This is a genomic window from Daejeonella sp., from assembly GCF_030684675.1.
GTDB lineage: Bacteria > Bacteroidota > Bacteroidia > Sphingobacteriales > Sphingobacteriaceae > Daejeonella.
Window position 1 is genome coordinate 106393 of record NZ_JAUXXZ010000052.1, and the last position, 22460, is coordinate 128852.

Below are 22460 nucleotides of genomic sequence, written 5' to 3' on the forward strand. Positions count from 1 at the left end.
TTTTCCATAATATTTAAGTATTTTGGAAACCTATGGCCAAGCAAATAAACTTAAAACCATTCAGAGATTTCTTCCTGTCCGAACAAATTGGCGGCATTATTCTACTTTTCTGCGTTATTATCTCCCTTTCTGTTGCAAATTCCAGTTTAGCTAATTCATTTGAGAATTTACTTGAGACGAATCTAGGGTTTAGTACTTCAAACATTCATTTGGAATATTCAATTTCACTTTGGATCAATGACGGACTGATGGCCATATTTTTTCTGCTCGTTGGCCTGGAAATCAAGCGTGAAATCATTGAAGGAGAATTATCAAATCCAAAAAAAGCTACAATGCCGATTATGGCTGCTATTGGCGGAATGCTTTTCCCGGCCGCTATCTATGCTTTTTTTAATACAGGAACCTTAACTGCAAATGGTTGGGGAATTCCAATGGCTACTGACATAGCTTTTGCCCTTGGTATCATTTCTCTACTAGGTAAACGTGTGCCTGCAAGTCTCAAAGTATTTCTGGCTGCTTTGGCAATTGCCGACGATCTTGGCGCAATCCTCGTAATTGCCCTGTTCTACACCAATGAACTTCATTGGATGCAACTTCTATACTCGGGCGGAATTCTTGCAATATTGATTATTATGAATCAATCTGGAGTGAAAAAACTGATCTTTTACATCATTCCCGGCATATTTTTATGGTATTTTGTACATCATTCTGGAATACATGCAACCATTGCCGGTGTTTTGCTTGCATTAACAATTCCCTCTAATCCTGTTAAGGATACCTCTCCTCTTGAAAAGCTTGAACATTTTATAGTCAGACCGGTAAACTTCCTCATTATGCCCATTTTCGCACTGGCAAATACGAATATCAGGTTTGAAGATAAAATGATTGATGGTCTTTATAGTCCGCTTGGATTGGGCATTCTACTTGGGCTTTTCGTAGGTAAACCAGTCGGCATTTTCATATTTTCCTGGCTTTCTGTTAAATCAGGACTCGGGAGCCTGCCTTCGGGAGCGAACTGGAAGCACATTATAGGTTTAGGATTTTTAGCAGGAATAGGATTTACAATGTCAATTTTTATTACTATGCTATCGCTTGATAATCACGAATTCCAGATTGAAGCAAAATTTTCAATTCTCGTGGCTTCTGTTCTCTCAGGTATCATAGGGTATATTTTTCTTAATGTACTACATAAGAAAAAAATAAAAGGTTCTGATTCCCGAATGATTAAGGTCGAATCGATCTGATAAATTCAGGAATTCTTTCCATCGCATTTTCTGTATCGAGAAACTTCACAAAAGCACTTCCAACAATTGCCCCACGGGTATACTCAGCAGCTTTATTAAAACTCTTCACATCAGAAATACCAAAGCCTATCATCGTAGGATTTTTAAGCTGCATATCCCTGATTCGTGAAAAGTAGGCATCTGCCTCGTTTGAAACTGTCAGATTTTTACCCGTAGTCGAAGATGAGGAAAGCAGGTAAATAAATCCATTACTGAGATGGTCAATCTTACGAATCCGTTCTTCTGAAGTCTGGGGTGTAACCAGAAATATATTACTCAGCTTGTTTTTAATAAAATTATCCTTGTACAGATTTTCATATTCATACATTGGAAGATCAGGCACGATCACCCCGTCCACTCCTACCTCTGAACAGGAATCACAAAAATTCGCAACGCCATATTGCAAAACCGGATTGACATAACCCATTAATAAGACCGGGATGGATACACGTTTACGCAGATCTTTAAGTTGCTGAAAAAGAACTTTCAGATTCATTCCATTCTGAAGAGCAATATGGGAACTGTGCTGAATAACCGGACCATCCGCCAGGGGATCGGAATATGGAAATCCAATTTCAATAAAATCTGCACCTGCTTTTTCTACTGCTTCAGTGATATCAAGGGTACTATTCAAATTGGGATACCCTGCAGTAAAGTATATTGATAAAAGTGCATCCTTTTTATCCTGAAATAATTTATTAAGTCTGTTCATGAGCATTCTTATATTGATATACCGGATTTTTCATCCGGCAGGGCATCAGGTATTTTAAATTATAAGTTAAAGTAATTCATGTAGGTATCCAGATCTTTATCTCCCCGACCTGATAAGCAGATCACAACAGATTCTTTACCTGTAAAAACCATCTTTTCTAAATGTGCGAGTGCATGAGCACTTTCAATCGCCGGAATTATTCCTTCGAGTTCAGCACAAAGTCTTCCGGCAATCATTGCCTCTTCATCAGTTGCACTAACATATTCCCCACGGTTTTCCTTAAATAAATGGGCATGCTGCGGACCAATACCCGGATAATCCAGTCCGGCAGAAATTGAATAAGGTTCAATAACCTGCCCGTCTTCTGTTTGCATTAATATAGAACGGCTACCATGTAATACCCCTTCCTTACCCAATGCAGTAGTTGCAGCAGACTCCCCACTATTCACTCCCAGGCCTGCAGCTTCAACTGCAATCAGTCTCACATCCTCATCATCCAGGAAATGGTAGAACATCCCCATAGCATTGCTGCCTCCACCTACACAAGCTATAACGATATCCGGATTTTCAGATCCTGTACGCTCCATAAGCTGAAGTTTAGTCTCTTCAGAAATGATGGATTGAAAACGGGAAACCATGTCGGGATAAGGGTGCGGACCTACCACAGATCCAATAATATAATGCGTATCCACAGGGTTATTGATCCAGTCGCGCATGGCTTCATTCGTAGCATCTTTCAGGGTCTTACTTCCTGAAGTTGCAGGAACAACTTTTGCACCCATCATCTTCATTCTGGCAACATTTGGTGCTTGCCGGGCTATATCAACCTCTCCCATATAAACCACGCATTCCAAACCCTTTAAAGCACAGACCGTCGCAGTTGCAACACCATGCTGACCAGCTCCGGTTTCAGCAATAATCCTCTTTTTACCAAGCCGTTCGGCAAGCAGAATCTGCCCGATCGTATTATTGATCTTATGTGCACCGGTATGGTTTAAATCTTCCCTTTTCAGATAGATTGTAGTTCCATACTTTGCAGATAAACGCTCAGCATGAAATAATGGCGAAGGTCTGCCAACATAATCCCTCAAAAGCATTTGGAATTCATCCTGAAAACCAGGCTCATATATGATGTCAAGATATCGCTTGCGAAGCTCTTCTACGTTAGGATAAAGCATTTCGGGTATATACGCTCCGCCAAAGTCACCAAAGTAACCTTCCTTGCTTACACCCCATTTTACCGAACTTTTTATAAATTCTCTGTTCATATGCTATAATTATTCCTTTTCAGGATATTTTACTCGCCCTGATCAATTGAAAGGCAGATCTTAAACTATCTATATTCTTTAAACCAGGCTCTGTTTCAAACCTGCTATTCAGATCCAGGGCATATATTTTTTTTGTTGCTAAATTAAATAAGCCGTCGATATTATCAGGACTTAAACCACCGCTTAGAAAAAATTGCTTTTCTCCATCATACTGATCCAAAATAGTCCAGTCGAATGCAATACCTGAGCCGCCATGTTCTGAAGTTTTGGTGTCAAATAAAAAGTAATCCACTACCTCATTATACGCTTCGAGGGTCGAAAAATCAAAGCCGGGATAAACTCCAAAAGCCTTGATCAATTCAATATGCTTGTCGGGCAGGACTTCATTAAGCTTTATTTTCAAACTTATGCAATATTCAGGTGACTCTGCTCCATGAAGTTGTACAGCACTTAAATCGAAATCGACTACCTTTTTAATAACATCTTCCTCGCGTTCATCGACAAAAACTCCGGTTAAACTAATCGAAGCAGGCAATGAAGCAAGTATATTTTTATCCGGATCTGCTACATAACGCTTCGATTTAGGATAAAAAATCAAACCCATATAATCAGGTTTTAACTCGGCAAGGCTAAGTATATTTTGCGGATCTCTCATTCCGCAAACCTTAATTTTCATGACAATAAGCTATTAAAACTTCTTAAAGCCATACCGCTGTTCAGGGACTCTTCAGCCTCATAAAAACAATCCGCAAAAGATTTTTCAGGTTTTATTGTGCGGATTGCTACTGCTGCATTGCAAAGAACAACATTGTTTTGCTCTGTACTACCTTCTCCATCAAGCACTGCTTTAAAAATTTCGGCTGATTCCTGAACAGTACTTCCACCACCAATTTTTGCAGGATCAATTTTTTCAAAACCCATATCGGAAATTGAATGAATATGTTCCCCTGCAGGAGAAAAGGTTTTAAAATCGCAGGTTAATGAGATTTCATCATAACCTTCCAATGCATGTACGATGGTATAGCCGGTTTTAGATTTCTGATAGAGATAGGAATACAAACGGGCAAGTTCCAGACTAAAAACTCCAACCATCTGATACTTTGGCCGCGCAGGATTTACCAATGGTCCAAGCATATTAAAAAAGGTTTTGACACCCAGTTCTTTGCGGATAGGCGCAACTGTTTTCATTGCGGCATGAAAAAGCGGAGCATGTAAAAAGCAAATTCCGGCTTCATCCAGACTCTTTTTCAGGTGATCAATATCATTCCTGAATTTATAACCCAGGTATTCCATCACATTGGAGGAACCACAACCTGAAGAGACTCCATAATTTCCATGTTTTGACACCTTATAACCCGCACCTGCAACCACAAAAGAAGCTAAGGTGGAAATATTAAAAGTATCCTTACCATCACCGCCTGTACCGCAGAGATCAATAAGCTCATACTCACTAAGGTCTGTTTTAAGGCATAAATCCAGCATTCCATCCCGAAATCCCTCAAGTTCTTCAACTGTAATACTGCGCATGCAATAGGCCGCCATAAATGCAGCCATTTGAGCGGCATTATACTTACCAAGGGTAATGTTTGTGAGTATTTCCTTCGACTCTTCACGACTGAAGGTTTTGTGTTCAAATAGGTGATTTAGTATCTTCTTCATAGATGTATTAAGTATTCATATTTGTCTTAGGCATTCAATTTTACTATTCTTATTTTAAATTTTTGCAAATCCAATCGAATTTCACAAAAAAAGGGTTGCCTTGTGGCAACCCTTAGTTAAATAATTCTTTTATATAGAAAATTACATACCTCTAGCGATTGCCAAATGTTCTTCCATTTGCCACCACCAGATCGTATATATTGTATTCTTGTTCATCTTCATAACAAAGATGAATAAACTTTTCCTTAGCACCAAAACTTTAAAGTATTTTTAACAATATGAAAGCAAACAGAAGATCGAGGAGATCATTACGTATTAAAATTTTTCTTGGCAAAGCAGCTCTCATTTTATTGGGAGTCGGACTCGCATCATTCGGATTAAAGAGCTTTCTGCTTCCAAATCATTTTATTGACGGGGGAATTACCGGTATTTCACTTTTAACCTATCAGCTTACAGGAATACCGGTTTCTATCTGGATCATCGCTTTTAATGCTCCATTTATATTAATGGGTGCAAAACAGATCAGTAAAAACTTTGCAATCAAAACAACTATTGCGATATTTACTCTAGCTTCAGTCATCTATTTTATCCATTTTCCGGTAATTACCGATGATAAATTATTGATATCCATCTTTGGTGGCTTCTTTCTCGGATCTGGGATCGGGCTCGCTATCAGAGGAGGATGCGTGATTGATGGCACAGAGATCCTCGCCGTTTATATCAACAGGAAAAGTATTCTGAGTATGGGCGATATCATTTTGTTAATTAACGTTCTTATCTTCATTGTTGCCGCTTTCATTCTAAACATTGAAACAGCTTTATACTCCATCCTGACTTATCTTTCTGCATCCAAGACAGTTGATTTTATCATTCAGGGAATTGAAGAATACACCGGCGTAACCATAATTTCATCTAAAAGTGCTCAGATACGGGAGGCGATAACCAAAAAATTAGGTCGTGGTGTAACGATTTACAAAGGTGAAAGAGGCCTTGAACACTCACAGTTCAAAAATAAAAATATCGACATCATCTTTACGGTAGTAACAAGGCTGGAAGTCTCCAAGCTAAAGGAAGAAGTTGAGCTAATCGACCACAAAGCCTTTATTGTAATGAGTACCATCAGTGATACTAAAGGGGGTATTATCAAACCAAGACCACTGCATTAAGCTGAGCCCTTAATTATTGAGGCTTTTTCGAATTTATATGTAACAAGTCTGGCAATTAATTCTAATGGCAATGGTTTATTGTAAGTGAATTGCAATGCATCTTTTGTCCCCTTCCCTTTGTAAATTTCCATTTCATCCCTGAATTTTTCCATACCATACATGGGATACAGACCAATATGATTTTTATAAGCTGCAAACCAGACTGAAACAGAATTAAGTTTAAATACAGGCATTCCATAACTGATTGTTTCTTCGGCAAAAGGAACTGCATTTTTAATTGTTGTACGGATTTGTTCCAAAAGCACTTGTCTCTCTTTTGGAAAACCCGAGATGTATTCGTCAATGCTTTTTGGTTTATCCATTTCAAATGGAAAAATTAGTTTAACATGATCAATCCTGAATTATTTACTTGAATTAATCCAGTCATTTATAATATCAGAGAGTTCTGATCTGGAGTTTTCAATATCCTTCATACTTTTATAAGTAATAACTGCCCGGTCATTTTCTTTCCAGATTAATAATTTACTGGTACTTGTTATCAATTTATCTTTGGGTTGTTCCTGCTTCTTCGCTCCTCGGTGAAAAATCAACTGAACCTGCGCAGCAGGGGGCTGAATTCTCATTGTTATCCTGTCTTCACTCTCAAAAGAATAGTTGGGGCCATTCCATTTTATATTTTCAGTTAATTTATTATTTACTGATAAAATAATATTTCGCAGCAGTTTAATTTCACTTCTAAAGGGATGCTTTTGCTGATCTAAGAAAACGCTTACTTCATTATTAAGCTTGCCTGATGGTTTAGTCATAGCCCTAAATATTAAGAATTCATGCTTGTTAATTCGACTTCCAGCTTGTCGAAATTTTCTTCGTTTTTATCGACTACAAAGGGCTTTAACTTTCCACATTCTTCTGCTGAATTAAACAACATTTTAAAAACAATCTTCGTCTTATCATCAGATACTTGCTCAAATGTTGTGACAACCTGAAAATGTGGTTTTGAGAAGCGTTTCCAGGCAATAATCGAAGGTTTTTCTATTTTTATAAACTCACATTCATTCGGGTAATTTCCTTTCTCCGGACCGTGCATTATGAAACTCCATTTCCCGCCAACCCGAAAGTCAAATTCATTAAATGTATTTGTAAAACCTGCCGGTCCCCACCAGTTTTTCAAATGCTCTGGTTCAGACCATGCACGAAAAGCAAGCTCTCTTGAAAAATTGAAAATTCTTGAACTTACAATTTCGCAATCGGGTGTTGTTTTAATGATTTCTGTTGTCATTGTTTATCCTAAAATGATTTTTCTTCAATAGCTTCATGCGGAAACACATGGATTCCTTAATTATTTCTTCATCGACATGATATAACTAACCATAATTCTTGCCTCTTCAATTGAAAGTTTAGGATGAGGAGTCATAATTGGATAGCCCCAGCTTCTGCTTCCACCCATAATTACTTTTTGAGCAAGCATCTCAATATAAACTTTTTTTACAGGATATCTTTTGGCTATATCATTAAAAGCCGGCCCCACCGATCTTTCTTTAAGTTTATGACAAGTATAACAATCTGAATAAGCGATCAGTACTTTACCCTTTTCAGCAACTTCGGCTGGGATGCTATCGTTTATACCTGGAATTGCTCTGATATAATCAATCGATTTTCTTACGCTTTTTTGTTCCGGTTTATTATTACAGCAAAGAAGAAAGCATGATGCAAATAATATGCAATTGACAAAAAGTATGTTTTTCTTTCTAAACATATTAGCGTGTCATTCCGAAGTTTGTCATATCAAGTGTGCATCTCAATCCTATACCGTATTGCAGCTTCAAGTATATCAATATTTATATCTTTTAGAGTTTTGAACTTAATACAATAGCCAGTCACACTAGCTTTTCCAAGCCTATTTCCAAAAATTTTGGCTAAATATGTCTTATCTGTAATACCAAGAATATAGACAGAGATACCGGTTTTATTTGCACTCAAACCAATTTGATAAAATTCTCTGCTTGTTCCATCAGTATACTTTATGGTGTAATATCCATATCCTATATTGGGGTTAGCGGTAGTTTTACCTTCACTATTTTTACCATCGCTGAACCATAATTTACCATCCGGTAATACCTGAAGTATTAACTCGTGTATGGTTTGCATCTCAGTTCGTTTTGGTTCGGACTGGCTGGCAATATACTTTTCGATGTGTTCTTGTACGTTCATTTAAAGATTAACCTGGGTTTATTTGTTTTACCCTTTCAATTCCACACAAATTTTTGTCAAAGGGATTGTAGCACCCCCTACTTATAAAATTCTGAAATTAAAAAAGTGTTGTATAATATATTCTTACTGTTATGCTCATTAAAATGGAGACAGTACACAGTAAGCATATTTCCCTTTTTAACTTCTTTTTTCAGTGCTTCAAGAATTTGTGGTTGAACTGGCATCCATGTTTCTTCCTGTCCTATTTTAAATAACACTTCGTTCTCAATCATCCCATCCAGTCGGGAAGCATTTCCAGTAAATAATTTGTATACATTTTTCATTGAAGTTATAACTTCCTGACTTGTAGCTCTGGTTTTACCCAGATAAACCGCTTTAAATCTATAATTATCAAGTCTTGAGTAATAGCGAGGGATGGCAGGATTTTTTTCTACACTGTCTGCGTACAATTTTTCTTGTTTCAAAATCGAAACAATATCTACTTCGGGATAGTTCTTATTCCAATTATCCCAATATTCCTGATCGCTCTGCGCATATACAGAGCTTGTTATAAACAAAAACAAAATGTAGAATGATTTGTTCATGCTGTTGTCATTTTAGGATTTTCTTATAAAGGTGCTAATGGTTTAGGTATTGGCGATATTGGGCCATTTAAAAAACCTCAGCTCAAAATTTGCACAACTGCCAAATAAAATCACAAATCTTTAATTTACAAAGTCAGCCTAACTATTGCAAATGCAATGTTGTTTGCCGTTTTTCTTCTTCTATAATTGAGTCGATAAAATCATTGACATTAAGTTCTTTCAGAGTAGCATATACTTTTTTGTCCTGCTTGGCTTTTTCAGCTAATTCGTATTTTATTTGCTGATATTTCATCCTGGCCCAATCATTTTTTCTTAAAAAATCCCGGGATAAAATGTGTTTTTCCAATGCTTTACTGTCAACCGGGCAAACATAAAGATGATGCTTAACCGTGTCTAATATTCCATTTGACAATTTACCAACGTGTTCAATATTAAATTCAAGTCCGTTTAAAGCACTTTCAACCTGACTTTTTATGTCGTCAAAATGTTTGACCCAATCTGATGTGTATTTTTCGATTAACATTTGTTTTTTATACGATGAGGTAAAACGTTTTAGGCCTTTGCGCTTGGCAGATTTTTAGCACAAAAGTTCAATAGAATACCTGCTGTTGAACCTTGCATCCCGTAGGAACGGGATTTCCTAGAAGCACTTCGGCTGTCATATTGCCAAACCTGCGTTAGTGGTAGGCTTATTTAAAATTGATTTGTCTTTTAAAAAAATTCCAACTTTCTAAGTAAACATCTATATCATTTGGATAATCGTGCTTTCCATTAATTACTTTTAAAAGAACAACTTCAGGGTTTCCTTTCTTTTTGTAACTAAACTTTTCAATTGTTTTTCCATCTGTGGGGTCGGTGTCCGGTAAAATTTCTTTTTTAGGCTTTCCTTTGTAACCATCCAAACTTGACCAATATCTGAATGTTTGTTCAGTTGAACGAACTTTTCCAAAAACAGTCCCCGAAATTTTTACTTCCCCACCGTTATAAGGATTTACCGGGTCGCTGGTGCCATTTATAATCATAACAGGCATAGGTAATTTTCTTTCAATACAGTCCATATTACTGGTGTCTGGAAGGCTCGCAATGATAGCCGTAATAGCTTTGAATCTTGCAGGCATTGTTGTGGCTAGTTTATATGCCATATGTCCGCCCCCGGAAGTTCCAATTGCAAATACCTGACCTGAACTTATTTGATATTTTGAAATAAAATATTCAATCATTCGATTAAAAAAACTATTCTCATCAATATTTTCAAGATTTGCAGCCGAGGTCGCCGTTTTACGGCATTCATTCCAAAAATGTTTATATCCATCGGGATAAACCAATAAGATGTTTTCACTTTCAGCTTTTGCTTCCAGCTTTACCGCTGTTTTCATTATTCCTTTACCGGAACCACCAGAACCATGTAGAATAAAAACTAAACTTGATTTAGTATTTGGCAGGGAAGGTTTTTTAAAATGAAAGGTTCGGTAATGATTATCAATTAAAAGAGAATCGCTTAACAATTGTGCATTAGAAGATAAATAGGAGAGTATTAATAGAAGTAGGAATGACTGTTTTCTCATATGATTATTATTTTATAAATAATAGAAACTGATGCTCTTAAAAGCTTACCGCTAACGTTTTCGGGCTTGGCGATTGGGGGATTTTGGAGAACTGAACTGTCAGCCAAGCATAAAAGTTGATAGAAGCACAAAGCTCCAAGTTTGAACGTCAGACCGCCTGACCAAAAACCCGTGTTATACAACGTTTATTTTGGATTATACAACTTTCCATTTTTAATTACCAAAAGCACCTCATCTATATTGTTAATATGTTTAGTCGGATCTGAATTTAAAAAAAGCAAGTTCGCTTTTTTGCCAATTTCAATTGAGCCTTCTTGATTGAAAATACCTGTTGCCATTGCCGAATATTTAGTTGCAGATATTATTGCTTCAAATGGCGTAAAGCCACATTCATTAACCAATAACTTCATTTCGTGCTGAACAAATGTTTCTTGGTCAGAATCACTACCGGCATCAATGAGGACACTCGCTTTGTGTGCTTGTTGAATTATTCTTTTTCCAATTTCGTAAACCCAAACCCTTCGAGGGTCTTTTTTCTGTATTTTTAATACGGTAATTGTTGCATCTAAAACCACGTTGTATTTGACCATTAATTTATATAATTCAGAAAAGTCTAATTTTTCAAATTCTTTATCCCAAAATTCATTTTCCTCTCCTCCAGATTTATGATTACTCCAAAACTTTATCAAATCTTCATTCTTGTCATTTTCATATATCCACATATTCGCGTGTGAAACAGCAAGCACACCGCTTGCTATTATTTCAGAAGGTTTAGCTAATTGCAATGATGCATGAGACCAAACAGAAATATTTTGCTTTTTAGCTTCTTCCACAATTTTTATCACCTCATTATTGGATAAATTTGCATACATTTTTATACCTGATGCACCTGTGCCTGTAGCTTGGGCTACTTCCAATGGCATATTAGATGTGCTATCAATAGCTTTCATATAAGGCATCTTTCCGCTTACTCCTCCTTGAGTTGTAGCGATGGTTCTTGGGTCAGAAAAAAACTTTTTTCCGGCCATTAATGAGGAATAATAAAGGTTTGGAGCCACAATATCACCAATTAAAGCATCTCTTGATAAACTTGATAATGTTCTTGCATCACCAGCCATATCTCTTACCGATGTAATGCCGGTTAACAACATCTCTCTGAGTACTTTTTCTGCATTATCCCTCCTTTCTTCAGTAGGATCTGTTGCAAAATGTACATGAGCGTCTATTAAGCCGGGAACTACAAATTTATTTCTTAAAACTATGGATTGAACACTGTCATTTGGCATGTAATCTTTTGAAGGTAAAATGTTTTGGATTTTACCGTTTTGGATTACAATGGTATAATCCTCTAGTATTTTTTTTGCGTTGACATCTACAATATTCAAATGGCATAAAGCATAATTATCAAATCTGAACTGTGCGAATGCGGATGACACCCCAATTATAAAAATGATAATACATTTTACTATGTTTCTTGATTTCATCTATTGTATTTTAAATATTGCATATCGGTTCACTTACTGGCGATGGTGGGTCATTTGAAAAATTCTGTTCAGCATTTGAACAAATGCCAAATAGAATTACAAATTTTGAGTTTATAAAGTCGGCACCACTATTGCCAATACGGTGTTATGCGTTCATGCTTTTCTATTTGTCCGATAAATGATACTCTTTACGTAAGGTAGTAATCAACTTTATTGCATTTTCTTTCATTTTTCCTAATTTAGAATTGTAATTAGTAAAAGTTCCACCATAATTAACTAATCTATTTCCAAATTCTGTCAATTTTATATTGTCGTGGCTTAAAAGCTTAGCATCAGGTGATACACCAACATAAGCCCCCGGGTTAAAATATTTATAATTAAAAAGTTCATACGAGGCAGCGATATAGTCGTAGGCTAATTTGTCCACATTTTCTTGTTGGAATTTAACTTCTTCTTCAACTTCGTCATAAAAAATAATGATATCAGCAGAGGCTTTGTTCCTTATTAAACGCATGCCGCCAGAGTTCTTTAACTGAATCAATGTTCTTTCGGTTGGTTTAACAACGCTTGCAGTTCTTATAGCTTTCCTGAAGAGTTTATAAATTTCATAATCATTTGTCTTTTGATTTTCGTAGTTGAAACAAACTGATATAAGTGAGTCAATATAAAGTAACCGTATTTTGTTTTCTTTTACTACTTTATTAATATTAGCGGTATCAATTTGAGCATCTTCTATCATAGAGTTAATAAATTCTTTTTCTCTATTATTCTCAATAACATGCTCTAACTGCCATTCAGCCAAAAAGCCACAAAAAACTGCAAGAAACAACATTGAAAATTCCCAGAAATAAGATTTCCAATTTTTCCTTCCTTCGTGATGAGCATGATGATGTACTTCCATATTTTCAGTTTCTTGATTTGAGTTGATAGTCTCAGCGTCATTTGTTGAGATAATTTCGTCAGGAGGGTTTTCCGATTGATTATTTATCGGATTATCTAAATGTTCTTCTTCCGTATTGTCTGCCATATATTTTTTAATTGTTTAGTTTTAGAGTGTAGCAGTAACATGGCACATAAGGGTTTGCAGGCTATGCTGTCCACCGATTTTTTGCTCCTAGTATTTTAAAAACTTTGTTCCGTTGTACGTTTTAGTTGCAGTTACCACTACTACTTTTGTACCACCATCTTTAAGCAATTCAAAAGTCACTTTGGGATAGCCTATACCACTTTCAAATGTGTTGTTGCCAATATATTTCAAACTTGAAAAAAGCTGTCCATTTCTTTTCATAAACAGCAAATCGTCATTTTTTGTAAATTCGATGGTGTTGCTGTCTCCAATATTATAAAGCCCAGTAACCTTATCATAAACTTTTTGGTCAAGAGGAATTTCTTTACTCATACTAACATTAAAAACAATTTCGCTTTCTCCTAATTTGGTTTTAGAAATATTGAGTATTCTGTTAACCGCTTGAGGGGAAGAAGCCCATTTGTCTGTTTCAACATATTTACCACCTTTAAAATAGAGTTGTGTTATTAAGTCCTGCTGATTGGGTACAGATACCCGCATATGTATATGAGAAGGTCGCCAAGATGATTCATCTTTTGGGTCGGCTTTATAGGGAACAGGTAAAATAGATTTAAACTCATATTTTCCATCAGCTTTCGTTTTTTGTCCGCCACGATATTTGTATTCGTCAGAGGCATTATCATAAAGTTCATTTTCATCGCAATGCCAGATTTCAACTAACGCACTATTGATTGGGGTTTTCCCGTCCTCTTTAAAAATGTTGCCCTTTAAAACTATTGGTGTCCCATTTGAATTTGGAAGTCTTAGATTTGTCCGCAATGGTGAGTTAGGTCTATAAAACGGACCCAGAATATCAGTTGTAGTTTGTGTGTCGCCTTCAAAGCTTTTACCATTCCAGTTTAAAGCTCCGAAAGCACTAACGCTGATAACTGTCAGCGTTGAATTTTTAATAAATGTTCTGCGTTTCATAATATTTAGTTTTGGTTGTAAATAAATGAATGATGTCTGTTTTTAGCTTGCCCACAACGGTTTCGGGCTTGGCGAAGGTGGCGATTTTCACCACAAATGTCGATGCGGAGAACCAAACTTTGATTAACCACAAATGTGTCTGCGGAGCACTGAACTGCCACTTTTGCCAAACCCGTGTTGGCAGTAGTTTTTATTAATTATGGAGATCGAATTCAGATTTTCATTATAGTTTTCAAAATGGTTTAGATAAAAAATATTTGATAGGAAAGTAATAATGATCATTGTTTATTAGCCCATACATCCATAGAGCGTTCTAAAACATCTAATGGCATACAACCATTTTTTAGGTATTCATTATGAAATGAAGCCAAGTTGAATTTATTTCCTAATAGTTGGCTGTATTTATTTCTTAGTTCCCAGATTTTCAAAGCACCGATTTTATAGCTCAATGCTTGTCCGGGGAAAACCATATAGCGTTCAATTTCTGCTATTGCGCCTTCCTCACTGATGGCTTCATTTTCCATCATATATTGTATGGCTTCCTCCCTAGTCATTTTACCTGTATGCATGGCCACATCCACAACAAGACGGATGGCCCGGTGTATCTCTTCCCCCAATGCACCCATGTATTGATATGGGTCGGTATATAATCCGAGTTCTTTTCCCAAGCTTTCGCAATACAAAGCATAACCCTCACCATAGGCACCATACCAAATATACCTGCGAAAGCTAGGTAATGCTACATTCTCAGATTGAATACTATTCTGGTAATGATGCCCAGGGATTGCTTCATGCAGAAATAAACTTTCCATACCACTTGTTGTATTAAAAGTAGTTGCATCAATGATCGGCACATAAAATATTCCGGCTCTGCTTCCATCTGGTAATCCTGGGTAATATTCAGCACTAGCACTTGCTGCCCTAAACGCTTCTGTTTGCCTTATTTCAAATTTTGTCTTTGGAACAAGGGTAAACATTTTTTTGAGATTCGGATCAATAGTGGCCTGTATATTTCTAAATGCAGTTAACACTTCCTCTGCAGTTTTATAAGGCATGAATTGCTTATCCGTTTTCATAAAAGTAAAAAAAGAATCAAGACTACTTTTGAAGCCCACCTGGTTTTTGATCAGCTCCATTTCTACTCTTATCCGCTTTACTTCCAACAGGCCAGTTTCATAAATTTCCTTTGGTGTTTTGTTGGTGGTTGTCCAGTATTTTACATAGTAGGCATACAACTCATCGCCACCTTGTAGTGCGTTGATACCGGTGGTTGGTCTGGCCTTGGGTAAATATTCTGTTTGCAAAAAAACTGCAAGCTTTTTGTACGAAGGAACAATCTGCCCATTGATCACTTCTACAAATGACGTTGTCAATCTTTTTTTATCTGCTTCACTAAAAGAAGATGGCATCAGGTTAATGGGACCGTAAAATAAACTTGTCGTTGCGTCCTGACTGATAAGCTCTACTAATTGCGGGATCATTTTTATAACTACTGCTTTGGGCAGTACATAGTTGACGTCAATCCCTTTTTTAAAAGCAACAATGGCACTATCCGACCAGGCCGAAAAAGCAGCAGCTCTTTTCAACCAGTTGTCATAATCCTTGACTGTTTTGAAAGGTTGAGTGCCTGTACCGGAGCCCATTTGTCCCATACTGAGAGGCACTCCATTGAACTGATCAAAGGGTATGTATCTATTCTCGTTTAAAAATGAACTCCCGATGAAATTCAAATTGAGACCACGGAGATACATGTCCAATCCATAGTTTAAAATGTCAAGGCTCTTTTTATCATTGTCATTCAAGCTAACAGAGTCAAACTTGCTAAGGGCTTGTTTATATTTCGTGTAAAAAAGGGTGAGTTGGTCATGATAGCTATCGGTAAAAGCAGCTGGTAACTGATCGTTATAGCTATTGTCACCATTGTAGGTTGCCTCCAAAGGGAACAATTCCATCCTGTCATTATAATAACTTTCAAAGGTGGCTGCCAGTTCACCATTACTCGAGATTTCCTCGCTGTGTTTATTTGAATTACAACTTAAAGCAAAAGTTATAAGAATTAAATAAATATTTTTTTTCATATTGTTATTTTGAATCATTTGGTTCGTTAAAATTACTGCCAACGTTTTGGCGCTTGGCGAAGAAGCGGATTCCGAAGCACTGAAACTGTCAACCCAGCACAAAAGTTGATGCGAGGTAGAATGTTCAATAAATCACTAAACCCGCTTTTTTGCCAAGCGCCTGTTAGCGGCATGTGTATTGTGTTTTTTTTACTTTTTTTATTCAGCTAATGTCTGTCAGTTGGATTATTTTGTCTCCATTAAATTCAAAAATTGACCTCCCAACTAAATTTAATTCCTGCCCCTTTTTAAGTCCATTGGGAAAATCCATTCCTAAAATTGCATTATAATCAATTTCTATTTCAGTCGTAATTTCAGAGTGAACAAATGATTTAATTGTCTGTGTCCTTTCGGTAAAATATGCTTTTGCTTGTTCAGCTTGTTGTGTGAATGCAGCCAATCCTGTCAAAGACATATTTGTTTCACCGTTTTGAATGTTTTCAAAAACCATGTTATCATCTAAGTCTGTTACCATTTTTTCTATGTCAAACTGGTTATATCCTTCAATATAGTTTTTAATTATCTTTTCTCTATTTTTCACAATTTAATCGCTATTTCTTTATTAGTTGTCTATTTCATAAGGTATCAGTAAACCTTGCCGCTAACTTATAGCTTGAGGAACGTCCATCCTCTATCCACTTATAAACGAATATACCCGTTTGCAAAACCAATTAATAATATAATTTTCAGTATAAAATAACAGAAACAAATACCCGGGAGGGCGGTATGGCTAAGATTTTTGAAAAATACGTTGCGATCGAAAATCCCTATTTCCCCTGCTTTCCTCTACTCAAAAACAAGGTCGCAACAAATGAAAGCAGGAATAACATCCCAACAAACTGATGCAGTATCGCATAAATCAAAGGTATTTCACCACTGGTATTAATTACGGTAAGAATCCCCAAAAGGATCTGAACTAATAATAAAACTACAGGCAGAAAGCGGATTTTACGAAACAAGCTGTTGGCAGGAAGATCCTTAGTCTTGATCGTCCAGATAATGACCGGTATACAGATGAGATAAGCGAGTGCGCGGTGGATAAAATGTACCGTGATCAGGTTATGACTGATATCATCCCAAAAGCCTCCCTGCACCAGCATCCCATCCGGTATCCACTGCCCGTTCATGTCCGGCCAGGTAACCGCAGCAAATGCGGCATGCAAACCGGCCATGAATGCACCGTAAGTCAACTGAAGGGTAATCAATAACAGCAGCCAGATGTTCAGTTTTCTCAGGTTAGGAACGTGTAAAATCTGATCAGAAGGAATGCTGACTTTCATCGCAAACCAAAGTGTGTAGGCTAATAAGGCAAGGGCCGAAATAAAATGAACCGCAAGACGAATATGGCTGACATACAAATTCTCGGCATTAAGTCCGCTTTGAACCATAATCCAGCCAATAGCCCCTTGTAATCCGCCCAAAATAAATAAAATGATCATCGGCTTGACCATATCCCGGCGGATTTTCTTCTTAATCAGGAAATAGATGAAAGGAAAAATGAATACCAGCCCCATTAACCTCGCCCAATCGCGGTGGAACCATTCCCAGAAATAAATCATTTTAAAATCTCCCAGACTAAAATGACTATTCAAATGTTTAAACTGCGCGATCTCCTTGTATTTATCAAAAGCTGCCTGCCAGGCTTGTTCATTCATTGGAGGGAAGGCACCTAAAATCGGCTTCCATTCAGTAATGGATAATCCTGAACCGGTCAGACGGGTAAGCCCTCCGATCAAAACCTGTATTATGATCATTCCAACCCCAATGTATAACCAGATGGCTACTGCACGATTATTCTTAAATGAGTTGTTCTCCATTTAAATATTGAAATTAATTTATGTCCAATCACCAGGCTAAATGCTGTGAATAACGAAATTTAAAACGAGACCTTCTGAATACTCAAATATTCGGATCTTGCTTTGAAAACCACTTCTTATCAGCATAGAATGTCCCAAATGGAATTAATGATGCCAGAAAACCAAGACTCAGTTTCCAGAATGACCATTTGTAAAGGTAAGTTACCTGAAGCAGCAATAAAACATAAATAATAAAAAGCACACCATGCACCATCCCAACCACATAATTAGGTCCGGGCATATCATACCGGTACTTGAGTATCATCGTTAAGCCAATGAGCAGGAAAGAACAACCTTCTATAAAAGCAATGAAACGGAAACGACCCAATGGAGTGTTTAACATGTATCTTTAATTTTGTTAAATAATGGGCTAAAATTAGAAATTATCCTGCTCAGAAAAATCACTGGAAAGTAAAGCCTGAAATATTATTTAAAGGTTAATGATAAACTATGCAGACTAAACCAAGAACAATGTAAAAAGAGGGCTATTAACACCGCCCCTCTTTCATTTATTTATCAGGTTATCAATGCTTTATGTAACATTTTCAGTCAGATGCGTTTATTTTCTGTCATATATTAGTTTAGCCTTTTGAATCGTCCAATTCGATTAACAGTATTCATTATTTACAAAATGCTGAAAATCAATTATTTATATAATTAACATTTACAATTGGACAAACAATCTTCTGATGATCAGAATTCAGATCACTAGCAATTCTCAGGAATAAAAACTTGTAGTGGTAAACACTATATCAATTCCCGATTTCCATGCTTAAATTTGTATAACCAATTATTAAAAACAATATTTCAATCATTTGCCATGAAAAATCCGGCCCAACAAAACATTAAAGGATTACTGACAGGTACAACACTAGTATTGATTGCCATTCTTTCCCTGAATATTTTTTCTTCAATAGCTGTATTTGGTCAAAGTGATACAAGCTCATTTACCCAATACAAGGGAATAATTTTAGACAGCAAAAGTAAAAAGGAACTTGCCTTTGCGACCTTATCAGTCCGTGGGACAAACATCTCGGGAGTTAGCAATAGCGAAGGTGAGTTTTCTATAAAAATACCCAATCAAAACTCCAATGCAGATTTAATGATCTCTTTTCTGGGATACAAAAACAAGGTAATCAGTCTGAAAGAGCTGAAGCCTGAAAATAACCAGATCCTTCTAGAATCCTTCAACATAGCCCTTGGAGAGGTAATAGTCTCAACAAACGATGCTGAAAAACTATTCAATCAAGTAATAAGCAGAATAGAGCAGAACTACAGTAAGGATCATAACCTGATGACCGGATTTTACAGGGAGACGATCAGAAAACGCCGGACCTATTTATCACTATCAGAATCAGTGGTAGAAATTCAAAAGCAGCCATACATGAGTAATGTTGATGATTTTATTGAACTTTTCAAAGGCCGCAAGAATACAGATTACACCAAATTAGACACGCTGACTTTCAAATTACAGGGAGGTCCGTATACCACAATATTCCTCGACATCATGAAATATCCGGGCTTAATTTTCACCGATGATGCTTTAAAAGTTTATAATTTCTCTCTGGATAATAATACACAAATTGATGACAGGAAAGTTTACGTGCTTGCATTCAAGCAAAAACCTGAGGTTACAGCACCAATGTATTATGGTAAATTATTTATAGATACCGAGAGTATGGCAATAATTAGTGCCACATTTAATCTGAATGTCGAGGATAAAAAAGCGGCGGGTTTGATGTTTACCCAAAAGAAACCTGCCGGTGCTGAAGTATATCCGCTTGAAGCAAGCTACCAGATCAATTATCGTGAACAAAATGGGAAATGGATTTTTGCCTATTCCCGTGGTGACATTACTTTTCTGGTTGACTGGGATAAAAAACTATTCAACACAACCTATGAAACATCAGTTGAAATGGCTGTGACAGATTGGAAAAAGAAAAACAACGATTCGCAAAAGATAACTCAGAAATTAAGGCAAAACGTAATTATGATGGACAAGGTTTCAAACTTTGCTGATCCTGAATTCTGGGGTGAATACAATATTATTGAACCTGAAAAATCAATAGAAACAGCGATAAAGAAAATTCAGAGGAAGATGTAAGTGATACATCAATCACTCGTTTCCTGTAATAATAAAATTGGTGCTTAATTATTAAATTGGTCCGCCTTTGCGGCGGAAGGGCACTTACTTTTCCCTTCAGCTGGAAAAGTAAGCAAAAGAGCCGCGGCTTCCCGGTATTTGTTGTAAATCCACACTTTTTCCTATCGGTGCAATCCAAGCCGTGTTTTTGGTAGTGTAAGATATGAATGAATCTGCCCCACTTCTCCGGATTGCTTAACTGCAGTGATTTATGAATGTCACTGCAGGGAAAAAGTGTGCCTTTCCTGCCAAATCCCGAAATGCCGATCCCAGCAATCGGCAATAGCGGTAATTTATGAACGGTTGTAAGCCCGGAGCACTGTCCCAAAACCGTTCATATCAGATAAGCCTTTGCGAAGGACGATTCTCCCGGTTTAAAACCGGGACCAGTGCCAGCAAAATCAAAAAAAAGAAGCAGATTCATTCAAGTAGCACATCCGAGCATTAGATTTTGGGATCATACCCGGAATGCTTTCATAATCAGATATCCCCCAAAAGCAGCGATCATTTTTTTTTTGATGTGTAGGGGGATTGTGGCCAAGGCACCTAGGGATTGAAGAAGGCTTTTGTTCCTTTTGGCCTTCAAAAGGAATTCGCCCCCCGGCAATGGAGGGAAGCAACGTTGAGTGGAATCTCTAATTTTGAGATTAGTTAAAACGTCAATTTGAAAAGCCTAAATCAAGATATTTTAAATTCCTCAATTTAAACGGATAGAAATTTCAATAATAGAAAATTCAATTTTGAAACGTATTATGCTTTAGCCATAAATTCCAGAATAAAATCATACATCTGATTTTTCTTTGAAATCATTTGAATGATCATTCCCTTATGCCTTTTTCTTTTTATGTATTTCATCTCAATTGACTTATTTGCCTTGAGAAGTTCGTCATAAAGGCGCTTCGACTGTAGTTTTATAGCCGGATAGGTGCGGTCTCCAACAAAAACCAGAAATGGCTTAAATACATTTTGGAGATAGTACATCGGCGAAGCTGTTTTCCATGTTTCCTGATCCCTTGTAAAAGCATTCAGAAACTCTTCTGTCCGTTCATCCGGCTCGGCTATTGTCAAATATTCATACATATCCAATCCGAAACCATCATTCAGGATTACCCCGCTTATTGGATTAGGAATCCCTGCACTTGCAAAAAATCTGGGATCTGTATTGATTAATGCTGCAAGATGTCCGCCGGCTGAATGCCCCATGATGAAGATTCTGTCTGCACGCCCTCCATATCTGGCGATACTATCCCTAACCCATTTTATTGCCATAGCACAATCTGAAGCCATCTTATCATATTGAGATTCAGGACTCAGGCTATAATTAATAATTACTGAGACAACATTCTTCCGGGCCATGTTTTTACCCAGCCACCAATAAATTTCCTTTTTCCCGCCATTCCATGAGCCTCCATGAATAAATACCAAAACATCTTTTGCCTCTTCCGTATTTTCAGGATAATAAACATCCAGAAGATTTCGGATATCTGGTGAATTTTCGCGGTAAGGAATATCCTTTTGGGTCAAAACTTTCGCCGAAAGCTCAAAAAATGAAGTTAATAATAGAACTAACAGGAAGTATTTCGCTTTCATTTAATAAGAGGATCCTTTTCTTTGGTAAAATGATTGTAGACTAATCCATCTAGCCAGGCAGGCAATACCTTATTCAAAAATACTGTAAGTTTCCCCTGAGCGGTCATGATCAATGAGCGTTTACGTTGTTCAATGCCTTTTACAATGATCCGGGCCACCTCCACCGAACTCATCATTTTATCTTCATCCATACTGGTTTCTCCCTGTGAAGTACCATCTTTAGCAAGTGCTACTTTGCGGATATTGGATGAGGTAAATCCGGGTGATGCAATCATCACATGCAATCCTGTTTTCAAATTTTCGACACGTAATGCCTCCAGGAAGCCATTCAAGGCAAATTTAGATGCAGAATATCCGGTTCTGCCGGGTAAGCCACGATAACCTGCTATTGAAGAAACCCCCACTACCGAACCCTGATGTTTCAGCAGTTCAGGGATTGCATATTTAGTGCAATAAACAGCGCCCCAAAAATTGACATCCATAAGATTTCGTAAAACCTGCAGGTCAAGATCCTTGAACAGTGCGCGCATTGAGATTCCTGCATTGTTCACCAGAACATCGATACGATTAAAGCTTGCTATTGCCTGATCGATCAGAATCTGACAGTCTGATTCTATAGAAACATCACACTGAACAGCCACTGCTTTAATTCCATATTTTGACTCCAGTTCCTGCGCTATTTCGCATAAAGTAACATACTGACGTGCTCCTAAAACAAGGTTTGAGCCTTTTTTAGCAAACTCCTCTGCACAAGACCTACCTATTCCAGAGGAAGCACCGGTAATGATTACCGTTTTATTTTTGAGGTTCATTTTTTTTATTTATC

24 protein-coding genes are annotated in these 22460 nt (G+C 37.0%); 3 read left to right on the plus strand and 21 right to left on the minus strand.

Annotated features, from left to right (window positions below; all coding sequences use genetic code 11):
- Positions 1–32 precede the first annotated feature (32 nt).
- Positions 33–1244 (plus strand): Na+/H+ antiporter NhaA, encoded by a 1212-nt coding sequence (gene nhaA, locus Q8M41_RS11715; protein ID WP_305365465.1) that lies wholly within the window; start codon positions 33–35, stop codon positions 1242–1244.
- On the opposite strand, the gene trpA is transcribed toward nhaA, so the two are convergent.
- From trpA to trpD, 4 genes are read right to left on the minus strand one after another with little or no spacing between them, the layout of a single operon-like run.
- Positions 1225–1995: a tryptophan synthase subunit alpha gene (gene trpA / locus Q8M41_RS11720; RefSeq protein ID WP_305365466.1), complete on the minus strand. Its 771-nt coding sequence runs from the start codon at positions 1993–1995 to the stop codon at positions 1225–1227. The two genes, nhaA and trpA, sit on opposite strands and share 20 nt — an antisense overlap.
- Positions 1996–2054: 59 nt before the next feature.
- Positions 2055–3263 (minus strand): tryptophan synthase subunit beta, encoded by a 1209-nt coding sequence (gene trpB, locus Q8M41_RS11725; protein ID WP_305365467.1) that lies wholly within the window; start codon positions 3261–3263, stop codon positions 2055–2057.
- A gap of 19 nt (positions 3264–3282) precedes the next feature.
- On the minus strand, positions 3283–3939 hold the full coding sequence (locus Q8M41_RS11730) for a phosphoribosylanthranilate isomerase (RefSeq protein ID WP_305365468.1): 657 nt from the start codon (positions 3937–3939) through the stop codon (positions 3283–3285).
- A complete protein-coding gene (trpD, locus tag Q8M41_RS11735) occupies positions 3936–4922 on the minus strand; it encodes an anthranilate phosphoribosyltransferase (protein WP_305365469.1) in 987 nt (328 codons plus the stop codon). Before trpD ends, Q8M41_RS11730 begins: the two co-directional genes overlap by 4 nt.
- A 278-nt stretch (positions 4923–5200) precedes the next feature.
- Here trpD and Q8M41_RS11740 point away from each other — a divergent pair, with 278 nt between their 5' ends.
- Positions 5201–6088 carry a YitT family protein gene (locus Q8M41_RS11740; protein WP_305365470.1) on the plus strand — a complete coding sequence of 296 codons (888 nt, stop codon included), beginning with the start codon at positions 5201–5203 and terminating at the stop codon, positions 6086–6088.
- Here Q8M41_RS11740 and Q8M41_RS11745 read toward each other — a convergent pair.
- The 15 genes from Q8M41_RS11745 to Q8M41_RS11815 form a co-directional block, all read right to left on the minus strand.
- Positions 6085–6450 (minus strand): iron chaperone, encoded by a 366-nt coding sequence (locus Q8M41_RS11745; protein WP_305365471.1) that lies wholly within the window; start codon positions 6448–6450, stop codon positions 6085–6087. The genes Q8M41_RS11740 and Q8M41_RS11745 overlap by 4 nt on opposite strands.
- 39 nt (positions 6451–6489) lie before the next feature.
- Positions 6490–6894: a DUF1801 domain-containing protein gene (locus Q8M41_RS11750; RefSeq protein ID WP_305365472.1), complete on the minus strand. Its 405-nt coding sequence runs from the start codon at positions 6892–6894 to the stop codon at positions 6490–6492.
- Positions 6895–6905: 11 nt separating this feature from the next.
- The gene (locus Q8M41_RS11755; protein ID WP_305365473.1) at positions 6906–7367 is read right to left on the minus strand and encodes an SRPBCC family protein; all 462 of its coding nucleotides are present in this window, start codon (positions 7365–7367) and stop codon (positions 6906–6908) included.
- A 60-nt stretch (positions 7368–7427) separates the two neighbouring features.
- Complete coding sequence (locus Q8M41_RS11760) at positions 7428–7844, minus strand: c-type cytochrome (RefSeq protein WP_305365474.1); 417 nt, start codon at positions 7842–7844, stop codon at positions 7428–7430.
- 29 nt (positions 7845–7873) lie between these two features.
- Positions 7874–8299: a DUF1801 domain-containing protein gene (locus Q8M41_RS11765; protein WP_305365475.1), complete on the minus strand. Its 426-nt coding sequence runs from the start codon at positions 8297–8299 to the stop codon at positions 7874–7876.
- 77 nt (positions 8300–8376) lie between these two features.
- The gene (locus tag Q8M41_RS11770) at positions 8377–8883 is read right to left on the minus strand and encodes a hypothetical protein (RefSeq protein WP_305365476.1); all 507 of its coding nucleotides are present in this window, start codon (positions 8881–8883) and stop codon (positions 8377–8379) included.
- 142 nt (positions 8884–9025) lie between these two features.
- Positions 9026–9406, minus strand: coding sequence for a GrpB family protein (locus Q8M41_RS11775; RefSeq protein ID WP_305365477.1), 381 nt, complete (start codon positions 9404–9406; stop codon positions 9026–9028).
- 166 nt (positions 9407–9572) lie between these two features.
- Entirely contained in the window at positions 9573–10448 is an 876-nt protein-coding gene (locus tag Q8M41_RS11780; protein WP_305365478.1) for a PHB depolymerase family esterase, read from the minus strand.
- Positions 10449–10633: 185 nt separating this feature from the next.
- The gene (locus Q8M41_RS11785) at positions 10634–11932 is read right to left on the minus strand and encodes an amidohydrolase family protein (RefSeq protein ID WP_305365479.1); all 1299 of its coding nucleotides are present in this window, start codon (positions 11930–11932) and stop codon (positions 10634–10636) included.
- Between the two features lie 163 nt (positions 11933–12095).
- Complete coding sequence (locus tag Q8M41_RS11790; protein WP_305365480.1) at positions 12096–12959, minus strand: hypothetical protein; 864 nt, start codon at positions 12957–12959, stop codon at positions 12096–12098.
- Between the two features lie 87 nt (positions 12960–13046).
- Entirely contained in the window at positions 13047–13928 is an 882-nt protein-coding gene (locus Q8M41_RS11795) for a hypothetical protein (protein WP_305365481.1), read from the minus strand.
- 278 nt (positions 13929–14206) lie between these two features.
- Positions 14207–16006, minus strand: coding sequence for a DUF885 family protein (locus Q8M41_RS11800; RefSeq protein WP_305365482.1), 1800 nt, complete (start codon positions 16004–16006; stop codon positions 14207–14209).
- 202 nt (positions 16007–16208) lie between these two features.
- On the minus strand, positions 16209–16586 hold the full coding sequence (locus tag Q8M41_RS11805) for a nuclear transport factor 2 family protein (protein WP_305365483.1): 378 nt from the start codon (positions 16584–16586) through the stop codon (positions 16209–16211).
- A gap of 226 nt (positions 16587–16812) precedes the next feature.
- The gene (locus Q8M41_RS11810; protein WP_305365484.1) at positions 16813–17862 is read right to left on the minus strand and encodes a COX15/CtaA family protein; all 1050 of its coding nucleotides are present in this window, start codon (positions 17860–17862) and stop codon (positions 16813–16815) included.
- Positions 17863–17944: 82 nt separating this feature from the next.
- On the minus strand, positions 17945–18244 hold the full coding sequence (locus Q8M41_RS11815; protein ID WP_305365485.1) for a DUF3817 domain-containing protein: 300 nt from the start codon (positions 18242–18244) through the stop codon (positions 17945–17947).
- A 477-nt stretch (positions 18245–18721) separates the two neighbouring features.
- Between Q8M41_RS11815 and Q8M41_RS11820 the strand changes: the two genes are divergently transcribed.
- Complete coding sequence (locus Q8M41_RS11820; RefSeq protein ID WP_305365486.1) at positions 18722–20005, plus strand: carboxypeptidase-like regulatory domain-containing protein; 1284 nt, start codon at positions 18722–18724, stop codon at positions 20003–20005.
- Positions 20006–20794: 789 nt separating this feature from the next.
- Here the strand turns inward: Q8M41_RS11820 and Q8M41_RS11825 are convergent.
- Both Q8M41_RS11825 and Q8M41_RS11830 read right to left on the minus strand, forming a co-directional pair.
- Positions 20795–21634, minus strand: a complete 840-nt coding sequence (locus Q8M41_RS11825; protein WP_305365487.1) for an alpha/beta hydrolase — start codon at positions 21632–21634, stop codon at positions 20795–20797.
- Entirely contained in the window at positions 21631–22446 is an 816-nt protein-coding gene (locus Q8M41_RS11830; protein WP_305365488.1) for an SDR family oxidoreductase, read from the minus strand. Before Q8M41_RS11830 ends, Q8M41_RS11825 begins: the two co-directional genes overlap by 4 nt.
- Between the last annotated feature and the right edge of the window lie 14 nt (positions 22447–22460).

Coding starts and splice junctions, on each gene's coding strand:
- Q8M41_RS11785 (WP_305365479.1), bottom strand. CDS start 11,932: ATGAAATCAAGAAACATAGTAAAATGTATTATCATTTTTATAATTGGG.
- Q8M41_RS11760 (WP_305365474.1), bottom strand. CDS start 7,844: ATGTTTAGAAAGAAAAACATACTTTTTGTCAATTGCATATTATTTGCA.
- trpB (WP_305365467.1), bottom strand. CDS start 3,263: ATGAACAGAGAATTTATAAAAAGTTCGGTAAAATGGGGTGTAAGCAAG.
- Q8M41_RS11750 (WP_305365472.1), bottom strand. CDS start 6,894: ATGACTAAACCATCAGGCAAGCTTAATAATGAAGTAAGCGTTTTCTTA.
- Q8M41_RS11780 (WP_305365478.1), bottom strand. CDS start 10,448: ATGAGAAAACAGTCATTCCTACTTCTATTAATACTCTCCTATTTATCT.
- Q8M41_RS11730 (WP_305365468.1), bottom strand. CDS start 3,939: ATGAAAATTAAGGTTTGCGGAATGAGAGATCCGCAAAATATACTTAGC.
- Q8M41_RS11765 (WP_305365475.1), bottom strand. CDS start 8,299: ATGAACGTACAAGAACACATCGAAAAGTATATTGCCAGCCAGTCCGAA.
- Q8M41_RS11810 (WP_305365484.1), bottom strand. CDS start 17,862: ATGGAGAACAACTCATTTAAGAATAATCGTGCAGTAGCCATCTGGTTA.
- Q8M41_RS11740 (WP_305365470.1), top strand. CDS start 5,201: ATGAAAGCAAACAGAAGATCGAGGAGATCATTACGTATTAAAATTTTT.
- Q8M41_RS11745 (WP_305365471.1), bottom strand. CDS start 6,450: ATGGATAAACCAAAAAGCATTGACGAATACATCTCGGGTTTTCCAAAA.
- trpD (WP_305365469.1), bottom strand. CDS start 4,922: ATGAAGAAGATACTAAATCACCTATTTGAACACAAAACCTTCAGTCGT.
- Q8M41_RS11820 (WP_305365486.1), top strand. CDS start 18,722: ATGAAAAATCCGGCCCAACAAAACATTAAAGGATTACTGACAGGTACA.
- Q8M41_RS11755 (WP_305365473.1), bottom strand. CDS start 7,367: ATGACAACAGAAATCATTAAAACAACACCCGATTGCGAAATTGTAAGT.
- Q8M41_RS11830 (WP_305365488.1), bottom strand. CDS start 22,446: ATGAACCTCAAAAATAAAACGGTAATCATTACCGGTGCTTCCTCTGGA.
- Q8M41_RS11770 (WP_305365476.1), bottom strand. CDS start 8,883: ATGAACAAATCATTCTACATTTTGTTTTTGTTTATAACAAGCTCTGTA.
- trpA (WP_305365466.1), bottom strand. CDS start 1,995: ATGAACAGACTTAATAAATTATTTCAGGATAAAAAGGATGCACTTTTA.
- Q8M41_RS11815 (WP_305365485.1), bottom strand. CDS start 18,244: ATGTTAAACACTCCATTGGGTCGTTTCCGTTTCATTGCTTTTATAGAA.
- Q8M41_RS11775 (WP_305365477.1), bottom strand. CDS start 9,406: ATGTTAATCGAAAAATACACATCAGATTGGGTCAAACATTTTGACGAC.
- Q8M41_RS11795 (WP_305365481.1), bottom strand. CDS start 13,928: ATGAAACGCAGAACATTTATTAAAAATTCAACGCTGACAGTTATCAGC.
- Q8M41_RS11825 (WP_305365487.1), bottom strand. CDS start 21,634: ATGAAAGCGAAATACTTCCTGTTAGTTCTATTATTAACTTCATTTTTT.
- Q8M41_RS11800 (WP_305365482.1), bottom strand. CDS start 16,006: ATGAAAAAAAATATTTATTTAATTCTTATAACTTTTGCTTTAAGTTGT.
- nhaA (WP_305365465.1), top strand. CDS start 33: ATGGCCAAGCAAATAAACTTAAAACCATTCAGAGATTTCTTCCTGTCC.
- Q8M41_RS11790 (WP_305365480.1), bottom strand. CDS start 12,959: ATGGCAGACAATACGGAAGAAGAACATTTAGATAATCCGATAAATAAT.